Below are 17,500 nucleotides of genomic sequence, written 5' to 3'. Positions count from 1 at the left end.
CCATGATCGCGAAAGGTGCCGCCCGTGTCTCAGGAGCAAAGAAAACCGGGGCAACGGTTGCGGCTGCCGGTGAAGGCGGCACTGCCCGGCCGTCACCCGCACGAGGACCAGCCGCCGGTCACCGACCGGGTCGTCTTCGGCGTGACGGCCGTGCTCACCCTGGCCTTCGTGGTCTGGGGCGCCACCGCCACCACCACGCTGGAGAACATCTCCGACTCCATGCTGAACGGCCTGATGCACAACGGCGGCTGGGCCTTCGTCCTGGCCGCCTCGGGCTTCGTGGTCTTCGCGCTCTGGCTCGCCATCAGCCGGTACGGGCGCATCGAGCTGGGCCAGGAGCACGAGGGGCCCGAGTTCAGCACCGTCTCCTGGGTCGCCATGATGTTCAGCGCGGGCATGGGCATCGGCCTGATGTTCTACGGCGTCAGCGAGCCCCTCGCGCACTACACCACGCCGCCGCCCGGCACCGACCCCGCCGACTCGGCGGACCGGATGCAGACCGCGCTCGCCACCACGCTCTTCCACTGGACCCTGCACCCCTGGGCCATCTACGCGGTGGTCGGCCTGGCCATCGCGTACAGCACTTTCCGGCGGCGCAGGCGGCAGACCATCAGCGCCGTGTTCGTCCCGCTCATCGGCAAGAAGCACGCCGAGGGCGCGGTCGGCAGGGTCATCGACATCCTGGCGATCTTCGCGACGCTCTTCGGCTCCGCCACCTCCCTGGGGCTCGGCGCGCTCCAGATCGGCAGCGGCATGAAAGAGGTCGGCTGGCTGGAAAAGGCCGGGACCGGACTGCTCGTCAGCATCATCGCCGTCCTGACGGTGTGCTTCGTCTTCTCGGCCGTCTCCGGTGTGGAGCGGGGCATCCAGTGGCTCTCCAACACCAACATGGTGCTGGCCGTCGTCCTCGCCCTCTTCGTCTTCGTCGCCGGCCCCACCATCCTCGTCCTCGACCTGATCCCCACCTCCCTCGCCTCCTACTTCGACGAGCTGTGGCAACTGGCCGGCCGCACCGAGGCGGCCACCGGCGGCGGGGACGTCGCCGAATGGCTCAGCAGTTGGACGGTCTTCTACTGGGCGTGGTGGATCTCCTGGACCCCGTTCGTCGGCATGTTCATCGCCCGCATCAGCCGCGGGCGGACCATCCGCCAGTTCGTGGGCGGCGTCATCCTCGTACCGAGCACCGTGAGCCTGATCTGGTTCGCCATCTTCGGCGGCACCTCCATGCACCTCCAGGAGCGCGGCGACCTCGGGGACGCGACCACGCCGGAGGCCCAGCTCTTCGGCGTGCTCCAGGAGTTCCCGATCGCCGGCGTGATGAGCCTGCTCGTGATGATCCTGGTCGGCATCTTCTTCATCTCGGGCGCCGACGCCGCCTCCATCGTGATGGGCACCCTCTCCCAGCGGGGCACCTTCGAACCCGCCCGGTTCGTCGTCGTCTTCTGGGGCGTGGTGACCGGTGGCGTGGCGGCGGTGATGCTGCTCGTCGGCGAGGGCAAGGGCGACGCCCTGGCGGGCCTGCAGCACCTGACGATCCTGGTCGCGGCGCCCTTCGTCCTGGTCATGATCGGCATGTGCTGGTCCCTCATGCGCGACCTGCGCCGGGACCCGCTGATCGTCCGGGGCGAACTGGCCGAGGAGGCCGTGGAGGAGGCCGTCATCGCGGGCCACGAGAAGTACGCGGGTGAGTTCGAGATCCGCATCGGCCCGGCCCACGACGACACACGGGACACGGACCGCGACAGGGACCGGGGCCGCGACGCGCCGGAGTGACGCCACCGAGCCGGACCCCCGACCCGTGGCCGATTCACGTCGTGAGCCGTCCATCGGCGAGGATGGCGTCATGACCGAGATCCTCACGCCCCGCCTCCTCCTGCGCCGCTGGCACGACGACGACCTCGTCCCCATGGCCGACATAGACGCGGACCCCGAGGTCATGCGCTGGATCGGCGACGGCTCGGTGCGCGACCTGGAGGAGACGGCCGAGGACATCGAGCGGTGGGAGGAGGAGTGGGACGAGGAGGGCTTCGGGCTCTTCGCCGTCGAGCTCCTCGCCTCGGGCGAGCTGATCGGCTTCGCGGGGCTGTCCGTACCCGGGTACCTGCCCGAGGTGCTGCCCGCCGCCGAGATCGTCTTCCGTCTCGGCCGCCCGTTCTGGGGCCAGGGGTACGCCTCCGAGGCCGCCCACGCCGTGCTGGAGTTCGCGCTCCAGGACCGTGGCCTGGAGCGGGTCGTGGGCGTCGCCCGGCTGGGGAACAGCGCCGCCGAGAACGTCATGCGCAAGCTCGGCATGGCGCCGGAGCGGGAGACGACCCACCCGGTGCTGGGCGTTCCGCTGCACGTCCACGCCATCGACCTCACCGAGTACCAGGGGTGAGCCGGGAGGCCGCGATCAACCGGTGACCAGCCGCGCCGCCTCCCTCGCACACCCCCACGCGACGGTCACGCCCGCGCCTCCGTGACCGTAGTTGTGCACCAGTACGCCGCCGCCCGCCAGGGGCTCCGCACCGAGCCGGACGCCCGCCGGGCGCACCGGGCGGAGCCCGACGCGGTGCCCCAGGACACGGGCGCGGCCGATCTCGGGGCGGATCCGGGCGCACCGCGCCACGATCGCGGCGGCCGCCTCCGGGTCCGGCTCCGTCCGCCAGTCGTCCTCCTCCGCCGTGCCGCCCAGGACGAGGCGGCCCGGCTGGGGGAAGAAGTACGTGGCCGTGCTCGCCGAGGCGTCCGCCGCGACGAACCACTCCTCCACGCCCGGGTTCTCCACCAGGACGAGCTGGCCGCGCACCGGCCGCACCCCGGCGTCCGGTACGAGGTCCCGCGCCCCCAGCCCCGCGCAGTTGACCACGACCGGGGCCGGCGCCTGTGCGAACGACGTCACCACCCGCGTCTCGACGACCCCGCCCGCCGCCTCCAGCCGCGCCCGCAGCCACGCGAGGTGGACCGGCATGTCGACCAGCGGCACCCGGGCGGCCAGGGCGCCCGACGGCAACTGCCGCAGCCCCGCCACCCGGTCCGCCCACGGCCCCAGCGCGCCGAGCTCCATGTCCGCGTGGACCCCCGCCACCATCCGCACGCCCGTCGCCCCCGGATCGCCGGCGAGCCGCTCGTACACGCGCAGCGACGCCGGCGCCCACGCGTCGACCCGCTCCGCCGGCTCGATGCGGTACGGCCACCACAGCGCGCCCGCCACCGCCGAGGTGGTGTCGCCCGGCGCGTCCCGCGTCCACACCCGCACGCGCAGGCCGCGCTCCGCCAGGGTGAGGGCCGTCGTCAGCCCGATGACCCCGCCACCCACCACGATCACGTCGCCCGTCATGCCGGGACGGTAGCGGACGGCCACCGGGCGGGAATACACCCGGCATGCAGCCCGACCACGAGCACGACGCAGCGCGCGGACCGGCGCGCGACCACACCCACGCCTCCTTCGCCCTCGCGCCCGCCGTCCGGGCCGGCGGCGTCCTCCCGGGCGGCGCCTACCAAGTGCACCGCGACTTCCTCGACTTCGTCGTCGACGGCCGCCCGCTCCTGCACCAGCTCTCCGACCTCGACGCCGTGTCGCCGCTCGCGTCCGACGTGCCGCCCGCCATCTTCACCGACCACGTGCGCCGCCTGCTGCTGGAGGCGGAGGCGCCGCTGCCCGGCGGCCGGTACGTCATCTACGGCTGCCCCGAGTGCGAGAGCCTCGAGTGCGGAGCCGTCACGGCGGTGATCGAGCGGGACGACGACGGCGACGTCGTGTGGCGCGACTTCGCCTGGCAGACGGACGACGCCGCCGACCTGGAGCTCAACGGCTACCACGGCATAGGCCCCTTCCGCTTCCGCGGCGACCAGTACCGCACCGAGCTGGAGCGCCTGCTCCCGAACGCTCCGGCCCGCCGTCGCGTCCTGCTGATCGGCGCCCGGGTCGCCGTCCTCGCCAGGCTCGCCGCCGCGCTGCGGACCATCGGGGTCGGGGCCGACATCGCCGAGGACGCCGTCGCCGTGCCGCCCGAGGAACTGCGGGCGTACGGCGCGGTGGCGTTCGGCCGCGCGGTGGGGGAGGAACGGCGTACGGCGGTGAGGGAGGCGTTCGGGCGGGCGGGCGCGGAGGTCGCGTACGTGGACGGGCTCGCGCCCGTCGTCCCCGTGCTCGTCGCACAGATCGAACAGGCCCTGGACCGCACGCCACCGGACCGCAGACGCCTCACCGGCCTGACCGTCACCGGCGGCGAGGCGACCGTGGAGGTCACCTCCACCTGCCGCGTCCGGCTCGTGGCGTACCGGCTGGACCGGCTCCACCGCACCCGTACCCACGAGCTGTGCGACGGCTTGCTGGAGCCGGGCGCACACCGGTTCCCGCTGGACGCGCGGACGGTCCGGGGGCGGTCCTTCCTCGTGGCGCGCACCATGGGCGCCGTGCTGGTCGCGCCGGTGACCCGGGCGGCGCGGGCCAGGAGCCCGCTGGCCTAGGATCGACCCCCTGATGACTGCCACCCTCGTCGCCAAGGACCTCGCCGCCGGCCACGGCGAACGATCCCTCTTCTCCGGCCTCGACCTCGTCGTCGCACCCGGCGACGTGATCGGCCTCGTCGGCGTGAACGGCGCCGGCAAGTCGACCCTGCTGCGCCTCCTCGCCGGGCTCGACACGCCCGAGCACGGCGAGCTGCGCCTGTCGCCGCCCACCGCGACGGTCGGCCACCTCCCGCAGGAGCCGGACCGCCGGCCGGGGGAGACCGTGCGCGGCTTCCTCGCCCGCCGCACCGGCGTCGCCGCCGCCCAGGCGGCGATGGACGAGGCCACCCAGGGCCTCGTCGACGGCACGCCCGGCGCCGACGACGCCTACGCCGCCGCCCTGGAGCGCTGGCTCGGCCTCGGCGGCGCCGACCTCGACGAACGCGCCGAGGAGGTCGCCGGCTCCCTCGGCCTGACCGTAGGGCTCGACCGGCCGATGACGTCCCTCTCCGGCGGCCAGGCGGCCCGCGCGGGCCTCGCCTCCCTGCTCCTGTCCCGTTACGACGTGTTCCTGCTCGACGAGCCGACCAACGACCTGGACCTGGACGGCCTGGAACGGCTGGAGCGCTTCGTCCAGGGGCTGCGCGCGGGAACGGTCGTCATCAGCCACGACCGTGAGTTCCTCGCCCGTACCGTGACGAAGGTGCTCGAACTGGACCTGGCGCAGCAGCAGATCCGGCTGTACGGGGGCGGATACGAGGCGTACCTGGAGGAGCGCGAGACCGCCCGCCGGCACGCCCGCGAGGACTACGAGGAGTACGCCGACAAGAAGGCCGCCCTGGAGGGCCGCGCCCAGATGCAGCGGTCCTGGATGGACAAGGGCGTCAAGAACGCCCGCCGCAAGGCCGGCGGCGACAACGACAAGATCGGCCGCAAGTTCCGCAGCGAGGCGAGCGAGAAGCAGGCCGCCAAGGCGCGGCAGACCCAGCGCATGATCGAGCGGCTGGACGTCGTCGAGGAGCCCCGCAAGGAGTGGGAGCTGCGGATGGAGATCGCCGCCGCCCCGCGCTCCGGCGCGGTCGTGGCCACCCTGCGCGAGGCCGAGGCCGTCCGGGGCGACTTCCGCCTCGGCCCGGTGTCGCTCCGGATCGACTGGGCCGACCGGGTCGCCATCACCGGCGCCAACGGCGCGGGCAAGTCGACCCTGCTCGCCGCGCTCCTCGGCCGCCTCCCGCTGGACGCCGGGCACGCCTCGCTCGGCGCGGGCGTCGTGGTCGGGGAGGTCGACCAGGCCAGGCGGCTCTTCCACGGGCAGGAGTCCCTGCTGGAGGCGTTCTGTGCGGCCGTCCCCGGCACGGAGCCGGCCGACGTGCGCACCCTGCTCGCCAAGTTCGGCCTCAAGGCCCACCACGTCACGCGCCCGGCGACGTCCCTCTCACCGGGCGAACGCACCCGTGCCGCCCTCGCCCTGCTCCAGGGCCGCGGCGTGAACCTGCTGGTCCTGGACGAGCCGACCAACCACCTGGACCTGCCGGCCATCGAACAGCTCGAGTCGGCCCTCGACGCGTACCCGGGAACCCTGCTGCTGGTCACCCACGACCGGCGCATGCTCGACGCGGTGCACACCACCCGCCGCATCGAGGTCGCCGACGGCAAGGTCACCGAGTACTGACGGCCGGCCCCGGAAGTCCCGGGGCCGGACCCTCGCGTCAGTTCACCGGCGGCCCTTCCCGCCGCCGCCTCCGCCGAGCAGGCCCGCCTTGCGCAGGGCGTCCGCCATGGCGCTGTTGGCCGGCGCGGGGGCCTGTGCGGGACGCCCGCCGCCCCGGGAACCGCCGCCACCGCCGCCACCGCGACGGTCACCGCCGCCACCGCCACCGCCGCGCCGGTCGCCGCCGTTTCCGCCACCGCTGCCCTGGCGCTGCTGGGGCGGCCGGCCGCCGCGTTCGCGCTTGGGCGACGCCCCGTCCGTACCGGACCGCTGGTCGTCCAGCCGCAGCGTCAGCGAGATCCGCTTGCGCGGGATGTCGACGTCCAGCACCTTCACCTTCACCACGTCGCCCGGCTTGACCACCTCGCGCGGGTCCTTGACGAAGTTCCGGGACATCGCCGACACGTGGACGAGCCCGTCCTGGTGCACGCCGACGTCCACGAACGCGCCGAAGGCGGCCACGTTGGTGACGACGCCCTCCAGCACCATCCCCGGCTCCAGGTCGCCGATCTTCTCGACGCCCTCCTTGAAGGTGGCCGTCCTGAACGCGGGCCTCGGGTCGCGCCCCGGCTTCTCCAGCTCGCGCAGGATGTCCGTGACCGTCGGCAGACCGAACGTCTCGTCGACGAAGTCGTCCGGCCGCAGCGACCGCAGCACCGAGGTGTTGCCGATCAGCGAGGCCACCTCGCCGCCCGTCGTCTTCACCATCCGCCGCACCACCGGATACGCCTCGGGGTGCACGCTGGACGCGTCCAGCGGGTCGTCGCCGCCCCGGATGCGGAGGAAGCCCGCGCACTGCTCGTACGCCTTCGGGCCGAGCCGCGGCACGTTCTTGAGCGCCTTGCGCGACCGGAAGGGGCCGTTGGCGTCCCGGTGGGCCACGATGTTCTCGGCGAGGCCCGCCCCGATGCCCGAAACGCGCGAAAGGAGCGGGGCGGACGCGGTGTTGACGTCGACGCCGACGCCGTTCACGCAGTCCTCGACCACCGCGTCCAGCGACCGGGACAGCTTCACCTCGGACAGGTCGTGCTGGTACTGGCCGACGCCGATCGACTTCGGGTCGATCTTCACCAGCTCGGCGAGCGGGTCCTGGAGCCGGCGCGCGATCGAGACGGCGCCGCGCAGCGACACGTCGAGGTCCGGCAGCTCCTGCGAGGCGAACGCGGACGCCGAGTACACGGACGCGCCCGCCTCCGACACCATCACCTTGGTGAGGTTCAGCTCCGGGTGCCGGGCGATCAGTTCACCGGCGAGCTTGTCGGTCTCACGCGACGCGGTGCCGTTGCCGATGGCGACCAGCTCGACCGCGTGCTCCTTCGCCAGCCGCGCCAGGGCCGAGAGCGACTGGTCCCACTTGTTGGCCGGCACGTGCGGATGGATCGTGTCGGTGGCGACGACCTTGCCGGTCGCGTCCACGACGGCGACCTTCACGCCGGTACGGAAACCGGGGTCCAGGCCCAGCGTCGCCCGCGTACCGGCGGGCGCGGCGAGCAGCAGGTCGCGCAGGTTCGCGGCGAAGACGCGTACGGCCTCGTCCTCCGCCGCTGTGCGCAGCCGCAGCCGCAGGTCGATGCCGAGGTGGACCAGCACGCGGGTGCGCCACGCCCAGCGGACGGTTTCGCCGAGCCACTTGTCGCCCGGCCGGCCCTGCTGCGAGATCCCGAACCGGGAGGCGATGATCCCCTCGTACGAGGACGGCCCCTCGACCGGCTCCTCGGGCTCCAGGACCAGGTCGAGGACCTCCTCCTTCTCGCCGCGCAGCATCGCCAGCACCCGGTGCGAGGGGAGTTCGGTGAACGGCTCCGAGAAGTCGAAGTAGTCGGCGAACTTGGCGCCGGCCTCCTCCTTGCCCTCCCGCACCCTGGCGGCCAGCCGCCCGCGCGTCCACATCCGCTCGCGCAGCTCGCCGATCAGGTCGGCGTCCTCCGAGAACCGCTCGGCGAGGATGGCGCGGGCGCCCTCCAGCGCGGCGGCGGGGTCCGCGACGCCCTTGCCGGCGTCGACGAACGCGGCGGCGGCGGCGAGCGGCTCCACCGACGGGTCGCCGAGCAGCCCGTCGGCCAGCGGCTCCAGCCCTGCCTCGCGCGCCATCTGCGCCTTGGTGCGCCGCTTCGGCTTGAACGGCAGGTAGATGTCCTCCAGGCGCGCCTTGGTCTCGGCCGCCCGGATGCTCGCCTCCAGCTCCTCGGTGAGCTTGCCCTGCTCGCGCACGGAGTCGAGGACGGCGGCCCGCCGGTCCTCCAGCTCCCGCAGGTAGCGCAGCCGCTCCTCGAGCGTGCGCAACTGCGCGTCGTCGAGCATCTCGGTCGCTTCCTTGCGGTAGCGCGCGATGAACGGCACGGTCGACCCGCCGTCGAGCAGCTCGACGGCCGCCTTCACCTGCCGCTCGCGTACGCCGAGCTCCTCGGCGATCCTGCCTTCGATGGACGTCGTCACGGTGTCCCGACTCGCCTTCTCGTGCCTCCAGCTTGCCGTTGCATTCTGCCGGGTCACCGTGCGACGTGTCGCGTGCCCCGTCGTCAGGCGCGGCGCGCCCTGCCCCCGCCCCGCGAGGCCCCGCCGAAGAGCCGTGCCAGCAGCCGGAACGGCAGGGTGACGACGGTGGCGACGGCCGAGCCGATCATGCGGAAGAAATCTGCGATCGTACGCAAGGGGCACCTCCACGTGCTCTCTGGTTGCCCCCTGCGGGTTGCCGCCGCCCCCGCGCCGAAACGTCCGCACCGGACCGTGGGCCGTCCGCGCCGGAACGTCCCGCGCCGGACGTCAGCCCTTGCCGGCCAGGTCCTGCGGGAACGCGCCCGCCGCCACGGCCGCGCCGAGGAAGCCGCGTGCCAGCTCGGTGAGCCGCTCGACGCCGGCCTCGCCGAGGTGCTCGTACGGCGCGGCGTCCATGCGGTCGGTGTGCTCCTCCAGCTCCGACCGGAGGGCGGCGCCCGCCTCTGTCAGTTCGCCCCGCTCGTCCAGCAGACCGCGCCCGCGCAGCCGCCCGGCCGCCGCGTCCCAGTCGGCGCGCCGCCAGCCGCGCGTGGCGAGGATCCACCGGGGCGCCATGCCCTTGCCGGTCGCCGTGTGGCTGACCAGCGCCTCCAGCGGGTCCAGCCCGGCGGCGAGCAGCGCGGCCAGGTGGGCGTCGCCCCGGTGCTCGCGCAGCAGTGTCGCCGCGTGCCAGTACGCCAGGTGCGGCTCCTCGGGCACCGGGAGGTCGGCGTGCGCGGCGTACAGGGGGCGGGCGTGCCGGGTGCACGCCTCGGTGGCCCGCAGCGCGAGCCGGGCGGCCTCGGCCATCTCCTCCGACCCGGCCGCCTCGTCACCGAGCAGCCGGCGCAGGGTGGCGTCGGCCGCGCGCAGCCGCGCCGCGAGCACCGCCCCGGGGGCGGCGGTGTCCCAGACGGCCGGCAGGTGGCGGGCGACGAGCTCGTGGTTGAAGTTGTAGAAGGACGCCGTGACGACCCCCGGCCCGACCGCGCCCATGGCGGCGGCGCGTCCGGCGAAGTACGCGGCGTTGGAGTCCGTGACACCGAGCGCCGCGAGCTCCCGGGCGTAGTCCGGCGAGAAGTACACCGTCGAGTGCAGCGGATTGATGGCGTTGTGGCAGCGGCGTCCGGCGCGCGGCGGCAGAGTCGTCATGGGGCACAGGTTACCGACTGGTTGGTACGTCGCCAGGGGCCGGGCCCGCCATGGCAGGAAAGGTGGGGTCTTCGTCATTGCGGCCGTCCGGCCCGCCCCGAAGGATGAAGGGCATGACGCAGCGCCCCGTACTCGTCGTCCTCTTCGACGGCGTCCAGAGCCTGGACGTGACCGGACCGGTGGAGGTGTTCGCCGGCGCCTCCCACCTCACCTCCGGCGGCGACCCGTACCCGATCCGCACCGCCTCGCTCGACGGAGCGCCCGTCCGCGCCCGGAGCGGCCTGCGTCTGGCCGCCGACGGCGCACTGGCCGACGCGCCGCCACCGCACACCCTCCTGGTCCCCGGCGGAGAGGGCAGCCTGGACCCCGACCCGCGCCTGGTCGACTGGCTGCGCGTCCACGCCCCGCGCGCCGAGCGCCTGGTCTCGGTCTGCACAGGCGCCGTCCTCCTCGCGGAGGCGGGCCTGCTCGACGGCCGGCGCGCCACCACGCACTGGGCGTTCTGCGACCACCTCGCCCGCACCCACCCGGAGGTGGACGTCGACCCGGACCCGATCTTCGTACGGGACGGGAACCTCGCCACCTCCGCCGGGGTCACCGCGGGCATCGACCTCGCCCTCGCCCTCGTCGAGGAGGACCTCGGCCGGGACGCGGCGCTCACCATCGCCCGCCACCTGGTGGTCTTCCTCCGGCGCCCCGGCAACCAGGCCCAGTTCAGCGCCCAGCTCGCCGCGCAGACCGCCCGCCGCGAACCCCTGCGCGAGGTCCAGCAGTTCATCACCGAGCACCCGTCCGCCGACCTGTCGGTCGACGCCCTGGCCGGGCGCGCCCGCCTCTCGCCGCGCCACTTCGCCCGCGCCTTCCAGGCGGAGACCGGCACGACACCGGGGCGGTACGTCGAGCGCGTCCGCCTCGAACACGCCCGCCGCCTCCTGGAGGACACCGGCCGGGGCGTCCACGAGGTCGCCCGCGCGTCCGGCTACGGCACGCCCGAGGCGATGCGCCGCGCCTTCCTCAAGGTGCTCGGCACCCCGCCCGCCGAGTACCGGCGCCGCTTCCACGCCCCGGCGCCGAGCCGCTGACCCACCATCCCCGGGACGGCGCCCGGCGCCGAGCCGCCGGCCCACCATCCCCGGGACGGCCCCCGGCGCCGAGCCGCCGGCCGGCCGGCTCCCGGGGCCGTCCCGGACACGCCGCGGGCGCCCCGAGGGCGGCCCCCGGCGGCCCCGCGCCAAAAGACCCGTCCAGCGAAAGGAACCCGCACTCATGCAGATCGCCTTCGTCCTCTACCCCGGCTTCACCACGCTCGACGCCGTCGGCCCCTTCGAGCTGATCAGCCACCTCCCCGGAGCCGAGACCGTCTTCGTCGCCAAGGAGACCGGGCCCGTCCGCAACGACCAGGGCAACCTGGCCCTCGTCGCCGACCGTACGCTCGCCGAGGTGCCCAGCCCGGACATCCTCCTCGTCCCCGGCGGCCCCGAGACGCGGGAGGCCGTGAAGGACCAGGAGCTGCTGGAGTGGCTCCGCGCCGCCGACGCCACCAGCACCTGGACCACCTCCGTGTGCACCGGCTCGCTGTTCCTGGCGGCGGCGGGCCTCCTGAAGGGCCGGCGCGCCACCACCCACTGGCTGGCCATGGACGAGCTGCGGGCCCTGGGCGCCGAACCCACGGACGAGCGCGTCGTCTTCGACGGCAAGTACGTCACCGCCGCCGGCGTCTCCTCCGGCATCGACATGGCCCTGCACCTGCTCGGCCGGATCGCCGGCGACGAGGTCGCCCAGACCGTGCAGTTGCTCACCGAGTACGACCCGCAGCCCCCGTACGACGCCGGGTCGCCGGCCAAGGCGCCCGCCAGGATCGTCGCCCACTGGCGCGGCCAGGGCGCCTGAGCGGACTACACCTCGTAGGTGAAGCGGGGGGCCCGCCGCTCCAGGAAGGCGGCGACGCCCTCCTCCCGCTCGCCGCTGCCGCGCGCCTGCTCCGCCCAGTACGCGTCCCGGTCGGTCCGCCCGGCGGCGAACTCCTTCGCCGCCGCCTGCGTCAGCGCGGAGCGGGTGACCAGCACGCGGGTGAACTCCGCCACCCGCTTGTCCAGACCGCCCGCCGGGAGCACCTCGTCCACCAGCCCGGTGCGCAGCGCGCGGTCGGTGTCGATCAACTCGCCCGAGAACAGCAGGTACTTGGCGGCCGAGGGGCCCACCAGCGACACCAGCCGCCGGGTGGAGGACGAGGGGTAGACGATGCCGAGCTTCGCCGGGGTGATGCCGAACAGCGCGCCCTCCTCGGCGAACCGCAGGTCGCACGCGGCCGCGAGCTGACTGCCGCCGCCCACGCAGTGCCCGCGCACGGCGGCGAGGGTCGGCTTGGGGAAGCGGGCCAGCGCCTCCTCGGCCTCCACGGCCAGTGACTGCTGCTCGTCACCCGGTTCGCGCAGCGCCGAGATGTCCGCCCCGGCGCAGAACGAGGACCCCGCGCCGGTCAGCACCAGCGCCCGGACGCCCCGGTCGGCGGCCAGTGAGGCGAGCAGCTCCGGCAGCGCGCGCCACATGCCGGCCGTCATGGCGTTGCGCTTGGCGGGATTGCTGATGACGACGGTGGCGACACCGTCCGTGACGGAATGCTCTACCTGCGGCTGCTCCATGTGCCGGATGCTATCCATAGCCGATCCGGAACGGTCGAACACGTGACTTCCTGGTGCGCGTCCGGTCGGAAACCGTCGAATAGCTGCTGACTTCTGGTCAGTAGGCCGGGCGGGCGCCATGGGGTCCCAACACTCGAGACGTGGCGACAATGGAGCACGAGGGTGCAAACCGGACCATGGAGAGCCGCGGGAGTGTCCCGGCCCGGCCCCCCTCGTACGAAGGGGTCTGGCGATTCACCGCTCCCGCGGTCGATGTCTCCGTACCGCACGCCAGGCGTGCCGTACGGGATCTGCTGAAACGTCAAGGCGTGCCGGTCCACGACGACGTCGGCCACGCCCTGCTGCTGATCGTCTCGGAGCTGGTCACCAACGCCGTACGGCACGCGGCCCTGCTCTCACCCGAGCTGGCGGTGGAGGTGGCGATCGGGACGGAGTGGATCCGGGTGTCGGTGGAGGACGACCACCCGTACCGGCCCAAGGCACTGGAGGCCGACTACGGCCGCACGGGCGGGCGCGGACTGCTGCTCGTGCGCGAGATCACCCGGGAGGCGGGCGGGGAGTGCGACGTCGAGCACACCGCGCGCGGCGGCAAGATCATCTGGGCCGCCCTGCCGCTGAGACCCTCGGTCCCACCGGGACCCCCGCCCTCCGCGCGACCCGCGCCACCGGTCGGCACGCCGGTACCGTCCGGCCTGCCGGCGCCGGTACCACCGGTCGGCACGCCCGTGCCCTCCGGCCTGCCGGCACCGGCGCCGGGCGCGCCCGTCACCGCCGTACCGCCGCCCGTACCGCCGGCACCCCTGCCGCCGGTGCCGTCCGGTCCCCCGGCACCCGGGGGACCGGACGGGGCGGCCGTCACCAGCCCCCGGTCTCCCCTGTCAGCTCCTTGACCGCCGGACGCGCCGCGTCCAGCACGGTCATGAACCAGGCGGAGAACGGATCGACCGCGTGCCGATCGGTCAGCTCACGCGCCGTCACGAACGCGGTCTCCTCCACCTCCGCCGGGTCCGGCCGCAGCGGAGCCTGCACCATCCCCACGAAGAGGTGGTTGTACTCCTGCTCGACCAGACCCGACGCGGGGTCCGGGTGGTTGTAGCGGACCGTCCCCGCCTCGGCGAGCAGGGACGGGGACACCCCCAGCTCCTCGTGGACGCGCCGGGCGGCCGCCGCGAACGGCGCCTCACCCGGATAGGGGTGCCCGCAGCACGTGTTCGACCAGACACCAGGGGAGTGGTACTTCCCCAGCGCCCGCCGCTGCAACAGCAGCCGCCCCTCCTCGTCGAAGAGGAACACCGAGAACGCCCGGTGCAGTTGCCCGGGCGCCTGGTGGGCGGCCAGCTTCTCCGCGGTGCCGATGGTGGTGCCGTTCTCGTCGACCAGTTCGAGCATGATCGACGGCGCGGTCCCGTTCGACGAGGTGTTCGCCGCGGTGGCTGGTGTGGTCGGCATAACCATCCTTCGCTTCGGTTCTCGGCCCTGTGGGGCACGCCTCAGTCTGCCGTACAAAAGCCGCTTGTCGGCACACGACGGCCCGCACCCGTCATGTCGGATCAGACGCCGAAGGCCGGTGGATAGTGGATCGTGCCCGTCGGCACCTGCCCGCAACCGTCCAGGTCGAGCGCCATCATGGCCTCGTCCGGCACGTCGAACGCCGGCCGGATCCCGTACCGGGACGCCGGCGCGAAACCGAATGCCGGGTAGTACTCCGGATGACCGAGCACCAGCACCAGCCGCTCCCCGGCCAGCCGTGCCGCGTCCAGCACCGCGCGGACCACCGCCCGCCCGGCGCCCTGCCGCTGGTGGGCGGGTGCCACCGCGACCGGGGCCAGGGCGGCGGCGGGCTCGTCGCCGACCCGGCACCGGGTCACCAGCGCGTACGCGGCGACCGTGCCGTCCGGAGCCTCGGCGACGTACGACAGCCCCGGCAGCCAGGCCGAGCGGTCCCGCCGCAGCTCGTCGACCAGCCGCGCCTCCGCGTCCGTGCCGAACGCGGCGGTGTTGAGCGCCCGTACGGCACCGGTGTCCGCGTCCGTCTCCGGCCGCGTACGCCAGCGGGGGTCGGCCGGCCGCAGCACGTAGCCGGTGTAGCCGTACTCCGTGCCGTGCTCGCGGCGCAGAGCGATCTCCGCGCGGGTGGCGGCGAGCGCCTCGCCCATGCCCGGTGCTGCGGGGTCGGCCGCGGCGGCCCGCTCGGCGAGCGGCCCGTAGTACTCCTCCCAGTCGCTCTCGGGCTGGCGGTACGTCCCGATCACGTGGTAGCCCGCCGCGACGGCCGCCGCGGTGTTGGCGGCGGTCGTGCGCAGTGGGTAGTGCCGGTCCCAGAAGGCCCGCGCCGCCGGGCTCGGGTCGTCAGCCGTCCACTCGCACTCGGTGACCACCAGCGTCCCGCCGGGGGCCAGGAGCCGGCGCCAGGAGGCCAGCGCGCGGTCGAAGCCGATCGAGTACGCCGAGCTCTCCGCCCAGACGAGGTCGAACGACCCGTCCGGATACGGCAGCTCGGCCATGTCGGCCCGGACGGTGCGGACCGCGTCCGCGAGCCCGCGCTCCCGGGCCGCCCGGCGCAGCTCGTCCAGGAACGGTTCGTGCAGGTCGACGGCGGTGACCCGCCCGCCGCCCGCCCCTGCCTCGGCGGCCAGCAGCAGCGCGGAGCGGCCGGGACCGCAGCCGAGGTCGAGGACGCGCGGCCGCTCGGGGAGCGGACCGGCGAGGGACGCCGGCGCGAGCAGCCGGCGGGTGGTGTCGTCGGAACCGGGGCCCTGCCGCGGCAGACCGTGGTGCAGGGCGAAGAAAGCGTCGTACAGAGCGTTGTCGGACAACGTGGGAAACCCTTTGATGTGAGCGGGCCCCGGCCGACGTGTACGTGTCGAAGGAGACGTACGGGATCAGGTCAGCCGAGAACCCGGAAGCCGGAGGCGATGCTGAACCGGGTGCTGCACGGGGCAGCCGTCACCGCGACGGTCATCGACCTCAGCTCCTCTCACAGGTACGACCAACGGGAAAACCCTAGCAGCGGTCAGTGACAGAGCCGCGCCTCGTGCGCGGCATGACCGCTCGGCTCGAGCTGGAACGTGCAGTGCTCGACGTCGAAGTGGTCGCCCAGGCAGCCCTGGAGCTCGTGCAGCAGCTTCTCGTGCCCCACCGAGTCGAGCGCCTCCTGGTGCACCACCACGTGCGCGGACAGCACCGGCATCCCGGACGTGATGGTCCACGCGTGCAGGTCGTGGACGTCCTCGACGCCCGGCAGGTCCAGTATGTGGGCCCGCACCTCCGCCATGTCCACGCCCTTGGGGGCCGCCTCCAGCAGCACGTCGAGCGTCTCCCGCAGCAGTTTCAGCGTGCGCGGGACGATCATCAGGCCGATCACCAGGGACGCGATCGGGTCCGCCGCCTGCCAGCCGGTGGCCAGGATGATTCCGGCCGACACCAGCACCGTCACCGACCCCAGCGCGTCCGCGAGGACCTCAAGATAGGCACCGCGCACATTGAGGCTCTCCTTCTGGCCCCGGACCAGGAGCGAGAGCGAGACCATGTTGGCGACGAGGCCGAACAGGGCGAACGCGATCGCCACCCCGCCCTTGGTCTCCGCCGGGGTGATGAACCGCTGCACCGCCTCGAACAGCAGGAACCCGCCCACGCCCAGCAGCAGCACACAGTTCGCCAGCGCGGCCAGGATCTCGGCCCGCGCGAACCCGAACGTCCGCCGCTGGTCCGCCGGCCGCCCCGCGAAGTGGATGGCCAGCAGCGCCATGGCCAGCCCGACCGCGTCGGTCGCCATGTGCGCGGCGTCGGCGATCAGCGCGAGCGAGTCGGCGACGACACCGCCGACGACCTCGGCCACCATGACCGCGAGCGTGATCGTGAGCGCGATGCGCAGCCGCCCCTTGTACGCGGCGGCCGCGGTTCCCGTCGGCGGTGGCCCGCCGTGCCCGTGCCCGTGATCGTGCCCAGCCCCCATGAACTGCCTCCCACTGATCGACGACACGGGCCAGTGAACTACGGGTGGGGGGTATACGCAACCCGGCACTGAACACCGTTGTCATATGCTCTGACCTGCGGTTATGCCCGCAGGTCAGAGCACCGCGACGATCAGTGCGAACGGGCCTTGGCGCGCGCCTCCGGGTGCCGCAGGCACCACCCTTCCCACGCCGACTCGACCATCTCTCGAACGCCGAGCGAGGCCGTCCAGCCGAGCTCGCGGGTGATGCGGTCCACCGACGCGACCGCCCGCGCCGCATCGCCCGGCCGCCGGCCCTCCACCACGGGCTCGTGCCGGCTGCCGGTGACCTCCGCCACGAGATCGGCGAGCTCCCGCACCGAGACGCCCTCGCCCCGGCCGATGTTCAGGGTCAGGTCCCCCGGCCTGCCGTCGAGGTGGCGGGCGACCGCGAGGTGCGCGTCCGCGATGTCGGCGACATGCACGTAGTCCCGGACGCAGGTGCCGTCCGGGGTCGGGTAGTCGTCACCGAAGATGCGCGGGGCCTCACCGCGCGTGATCCGGTCGAAGAACATCGGGATGATGTTGAACACGCCGGTGTCCGCCAGCTCGGGGCGGACGGCTCCGGCCACGTTGAAGTAGCGGAGGCAGGCCGTCGCCATGCCGTGCGCCCGGCCCGTCGCCCGGACCAGCCATTCGCCGGCCAGCTTCGTCTCCCCGTACGGATTGATCGGCACCGCCGGGGTGTCCTCGTCGATCAGCTCCACCTCGGGTACGCCGTAGACGGCGGCCGACGAGGAGAACAGGAAGCGGCCGATCCCGGCGGCGACCACGGCCTCCAGCAGCACGGTCAGCCCGTGCACGTTCTCCCGGTAGTAGCGCAGCGGCTGCTCGACCGACTCCCCGACCTGCTTCTTCGCCGCGAGATGCACCACACCGGTCACCTCGTGCCCGGCCAGTGTCCGGTCCACCAGCTCCCGGTCGCCCAGCGAGCCGCGCACCAGCGGGACGTCCGCGGGCAGCCGCTCGGGCACCCCCGACGAGACGTCGTCGAGGACGACGACGCGTTCCCCCGCCTCTGCCATGGCCCTGGCCACATGGGCGCCGATATATCCCGTACCGCCTGTGATCAACCACGTCATGCCGGCCACC

Annotated in this window: 15 protein-coding genes and 1 pseudogene; 7 read left to right on the top strand and 9 right to left on the bottom strand. The window is 73.7% G+C overall.

Features of this window, described 5'->3' with window-relative positions; genetic code table 11:
• Positions 1-63 precede the first annotated feature (63 nt).
• On the top strand, positions 64-1,773 hold the full coding sequence (locus E2B92_RS10840; protein WP_126883919.1) for a BCCT family transporter: 1,710 nt from the start codon (positions 64-66) through the stop codon (positions 1,771-1,773).
• A gap of 70 nt (positions 1,774-1,843) precedes the next feature.
• Positions 1,844-2,377: a GNAT family N-acetyltransferase gene (locus E2B92_RS10835; protein ID WP_126883885.1), complete on the top strand. Its 534-nt coding sequence runs from the start codon at positions 1,844-1,846 to the stop codon at positions 2,375-2,377.
• 15 nt (positions 2,378-2,392) lie between these two features.
• On the opposite strand, the gene E2B92_RS10830 is transcribed toward E2B92_RS10835, so the two are convergent.
• Positions 2,393-3,319: an NAD(P)/FAD-dependent oxidoreductase gene (locus E2B92_RS10830; RefSeq protein ID WP_126883886.1), complete on the bottom strand. Its 927-nt coding sequence runs from the start codon at positions 3,317-3,319 to the stop codon at positions 2,393-2,395.
• A 44-nt stretch (positions 3,320-3,363) separates the two neighbouring features.
• Between E2B92_RS10830 and E2B92_RS10825 the strand changes: the two genes are divergently transcribed.
• On the top strand, positions 3,364-4,452 hold the full coding sequence (locus tag E2B92_RS10825) for an oxidoreductase (RefSeq protein WP_126883887.1): 1,089 nt from the start codon (positions 3,364-3,366) through the stop codon (positions 4,450-4,452).
• Positions 4,453-4,465: 13 nt separating this feature from the next.
• Entirely contained in the window at positions 4,466-6,106 is a 1,641-nt protein-coding gene (locus E2B92_RS10820) for an ABC-F family ATP-binding cassette domain-containing protein (RefSeq protein WP_126883888.1), read from the top strand.
• A 42-nt stretch (positions 6,107-6,148) separates the two neighbouring features.
• On the opposite strand, the gene E2B92_RS10815 is transcribed toward E2B92_RS10820, so the two are convergent.
• The 3 genes from E2B92_RS10815 to E2B92_RS10810 form a co-directional block, all read right to left on the bottom strand.
• Positions 6,149-8,581: a Tex family protein gene (locus E2B92_RS10815; protein WP_126883889.1), complete on the bottom strand. Its 2,433-nt coding sequence runs from the start codon at positions 8,579-8,581 to the stop codon at positions 6,149-6,151.
• Between the two features lie 83 nt (positions 8,582-8,664).
• Entirely contained in the window at positions 8,665-8,796 is a 132-nt protein-coding gene (locus tag E2B92_RS33785) for an LPFR motif small protein (RefSeq protein ID WP_260604312.1), read from the bottom strand.
• A gap of 112 nt (positions 8,797-8,908) precedes the next feature.
• On the bottom strand, positions 8,909-9,772 hold the full coding sequence (locus E2B92_RS10810) for an SCO6745 family protein (protein ID WP_126883890.1): 864 nt from the start codon (positions 9,770-9,772) through the stop codon (positions 8,909-8,911).
• A 113-nt stretch (positions 9,773-9,885) separates the two neighbouring features.
• Here E2B92_RS10810 and E2B92_RS10805 point away from each other — a divergent pair, with 113 nt between their 5' ends.
• Both E2B92_RS10805 and E2B92_RS10800 read left to right on the top strand, forming a co-directional pair.
• On the top strand, positions 9,886-10,854 hold the full coding sequence (locus E2B92_RS10805) for a GlxA family transcriptional regulator (protein ID WP_126883891.1): 969 nt from the start codon (positions 9,886-9,888) through the stop codon (positions 10,852-10,854).
• A gap of 184 nt (positions 10,855-11,038) precedes the next feature.
• The gene (locus E2B92_RS10800; protein WP_126883892.1) at positions 11,039-11,662 is read left to right on the top strand and encodes a DJ-1/PfpI family protein; all 624 of its coding nucleotides are present in this window, start codon (positions 11,039-11,041) and stop codon (positions 11,660-11,662) included.
• A 5-nt stretch (positions 11,663-11,667) separates the two neighbouring features.
• Here E2B92_RS10800 and E2B92_RS10795 read toward each other — a convergent pair whose 3' ends face one another.
• Positions 11,668-12,432 carry an enoyl-CoA hydratase/isomerase family protein gene (locus tag E2B92_RS10795; RefSeq protein WP_126883893.1) on the bottom strand — a complete coding sequence of 255 codons (765 nt, stop codon included), beginning with the start codon at positions 12,430-12,432 and terminating at the stop codon, positions 11,668-11,670.
• A 158-nt stretch (positions 12,433-12,590) separates the two neighbouring features.
• Here E2B92_RS10795 and E2B92_RS10790 point away from each other — a divergent pair.
• A pseudogene (locus E2B92_RS10790) lies at positions 12,591-13,037 on the top strand (ATP-binding protein); the annotation flags it as partial.
• 232 nt (positions 13,038-13,269) lie between these two features.
• On the opposite strand, the gene idi reads toward E2B92_RS10790, so the two are convergent.
• The 4 genes from idi to galE form a co-directional block, all read right to left on the bottom strand.
• Positions 13,270-13,863, bottom strand: a complete 594-nt coding sequence (gene idi, locus E2B92_RS10785) for an isopentenyl-diphosphate Delta-isomerase (protein ID WP_126883894.1) — start codon at positions 13,861-13,863, stop codon at positions 13,270-13,272.
• Positions 13,864-13,964: 101 nt separating this feature from the next.
• Positions 13,965-15,230: a bifunctional class I SAM-dependent methyltransferase/N-acetyltransferase gene (locus E2B92_RS10780; protein ID WP_126883895.1), complete on the bottom strand. Its 1,266-nt coding sequence runs from the start codon at positions 15,228-15,230 to the stop codon at positions 13,965-13,967.
• Positions 15,231-15,427: 197 nt separating this feature from the next.
• The gene (locus tag E2B92_RS10775) at positions 15,428-16,369 is read right to left on the bottom strand and encodes a cation diffusion facilitator family transporter (protein WP_126883896.1); all 942 of its coding nucleotides are present in this window, start codon (positions 16,367-16,369) and stop codon (positions 15,428-15,430) included.
• Between the two features lie 131 nt (positions 16,370-16,500).
• Positions 16,501-17,490, bottom strand: coding sequence for a UDP-glucose 4-epimerase GalE (gene galE, locus E2B92_RS10770; RefSeq protein WP_126883897.1), 990 nt, complete (start codon positions 17,488-17,490; stop codon positions 16,501-16,503).
• Positions 17,491-17,500: the final 10 nt, after the last annotated feature.

It is taken from the genome of Streptomyces sp. WAC05374 (assembly GCF_004353505.1).
In the GTDB taxonomy this organism is placed as follows: domain Bacteria; phylum Actinomycetota; class Actinomycetes; order Streptomycetales; family Streptomycetaceae; genus Streptomyces.
This window is presented reverse-complemented; position numbering and strand designations above follow the sequence as displayed.

Coding starts and splice junctions, on each gene's coding strand:
- idi (WP_126883894.1), bottom strand. CDS start 13,863: ATGCCGACCACACCAGCCACCGCGGCGAACACCTCGTCGAACGGGACC.
- E2B92_RS10805 (WP_126883891.1), top strand. CDS start 9,886: ATGACGCAGCGCCCCGTACTCGTCGTCCTCTTCGACGGCGTCCAGAGC.
- E2B92_RS10795 (WP_126883893.1), bottom strand. CDS start 12,432: ATGGATAGCATCCGGCACATGGAGCAGCCGCAGGTAGAGCATTCCGTC.
- E2B92_RS10830 (WP_126883886.1), bottom strand. CDS start 3,319: ATGACGGGCGACGTGATCGTGGTGGGTGGCGGGGTCATCGGGCTGACG.
- galE (WP_126883897.1), bottom strand. CDS start 17,490: ATGACGTGGTTGATCACAGGCGGTACGGGATATATCGGCGCCCATGTG.
- E2B92_RS10810 (WP_126883890.1), bottom strand. CDS start 9,772: ATGACGACTCTGCCGCCGCGCGCCGGACGCCGCTGCCACAACGCCATC.
- E2B92_RS10825 (WP_126883887.1), top strand. CDS start 3,364: ATGCAGCCCGACCACGAGCACGACGCAGCGCGCGGACCGGCGCGCGAC.
- E2B92_RS10775 (WP_126883896.1), bottom strand. CDS start 16,369: ATGGGGGCTGGGCACGATCACGGGCACGGGCACGGCGGGCCACCGCCG.
- E2B92_RS10800 (WP_126883892.1), top strand. CDS start 11,039: ATGCAGATCGCCTTCGTCCTCTACCCCGGCTTCACCACGCTCGACGCC.
- E2B92_RS10835 (WP_126883885.1), top strand. CDS start 1,844: ATGACCGAGATCCTCACGCCCCGCCTCCTCCTGCGCCGCTGGCACGAC.
- E2B92_RS10820 (WP_126883888.1), top strand. CDS start 4,466: ATGACTGCCACCCTCGTCGCCAAGGACCTCGCCGCCGGCCACGGCGAA.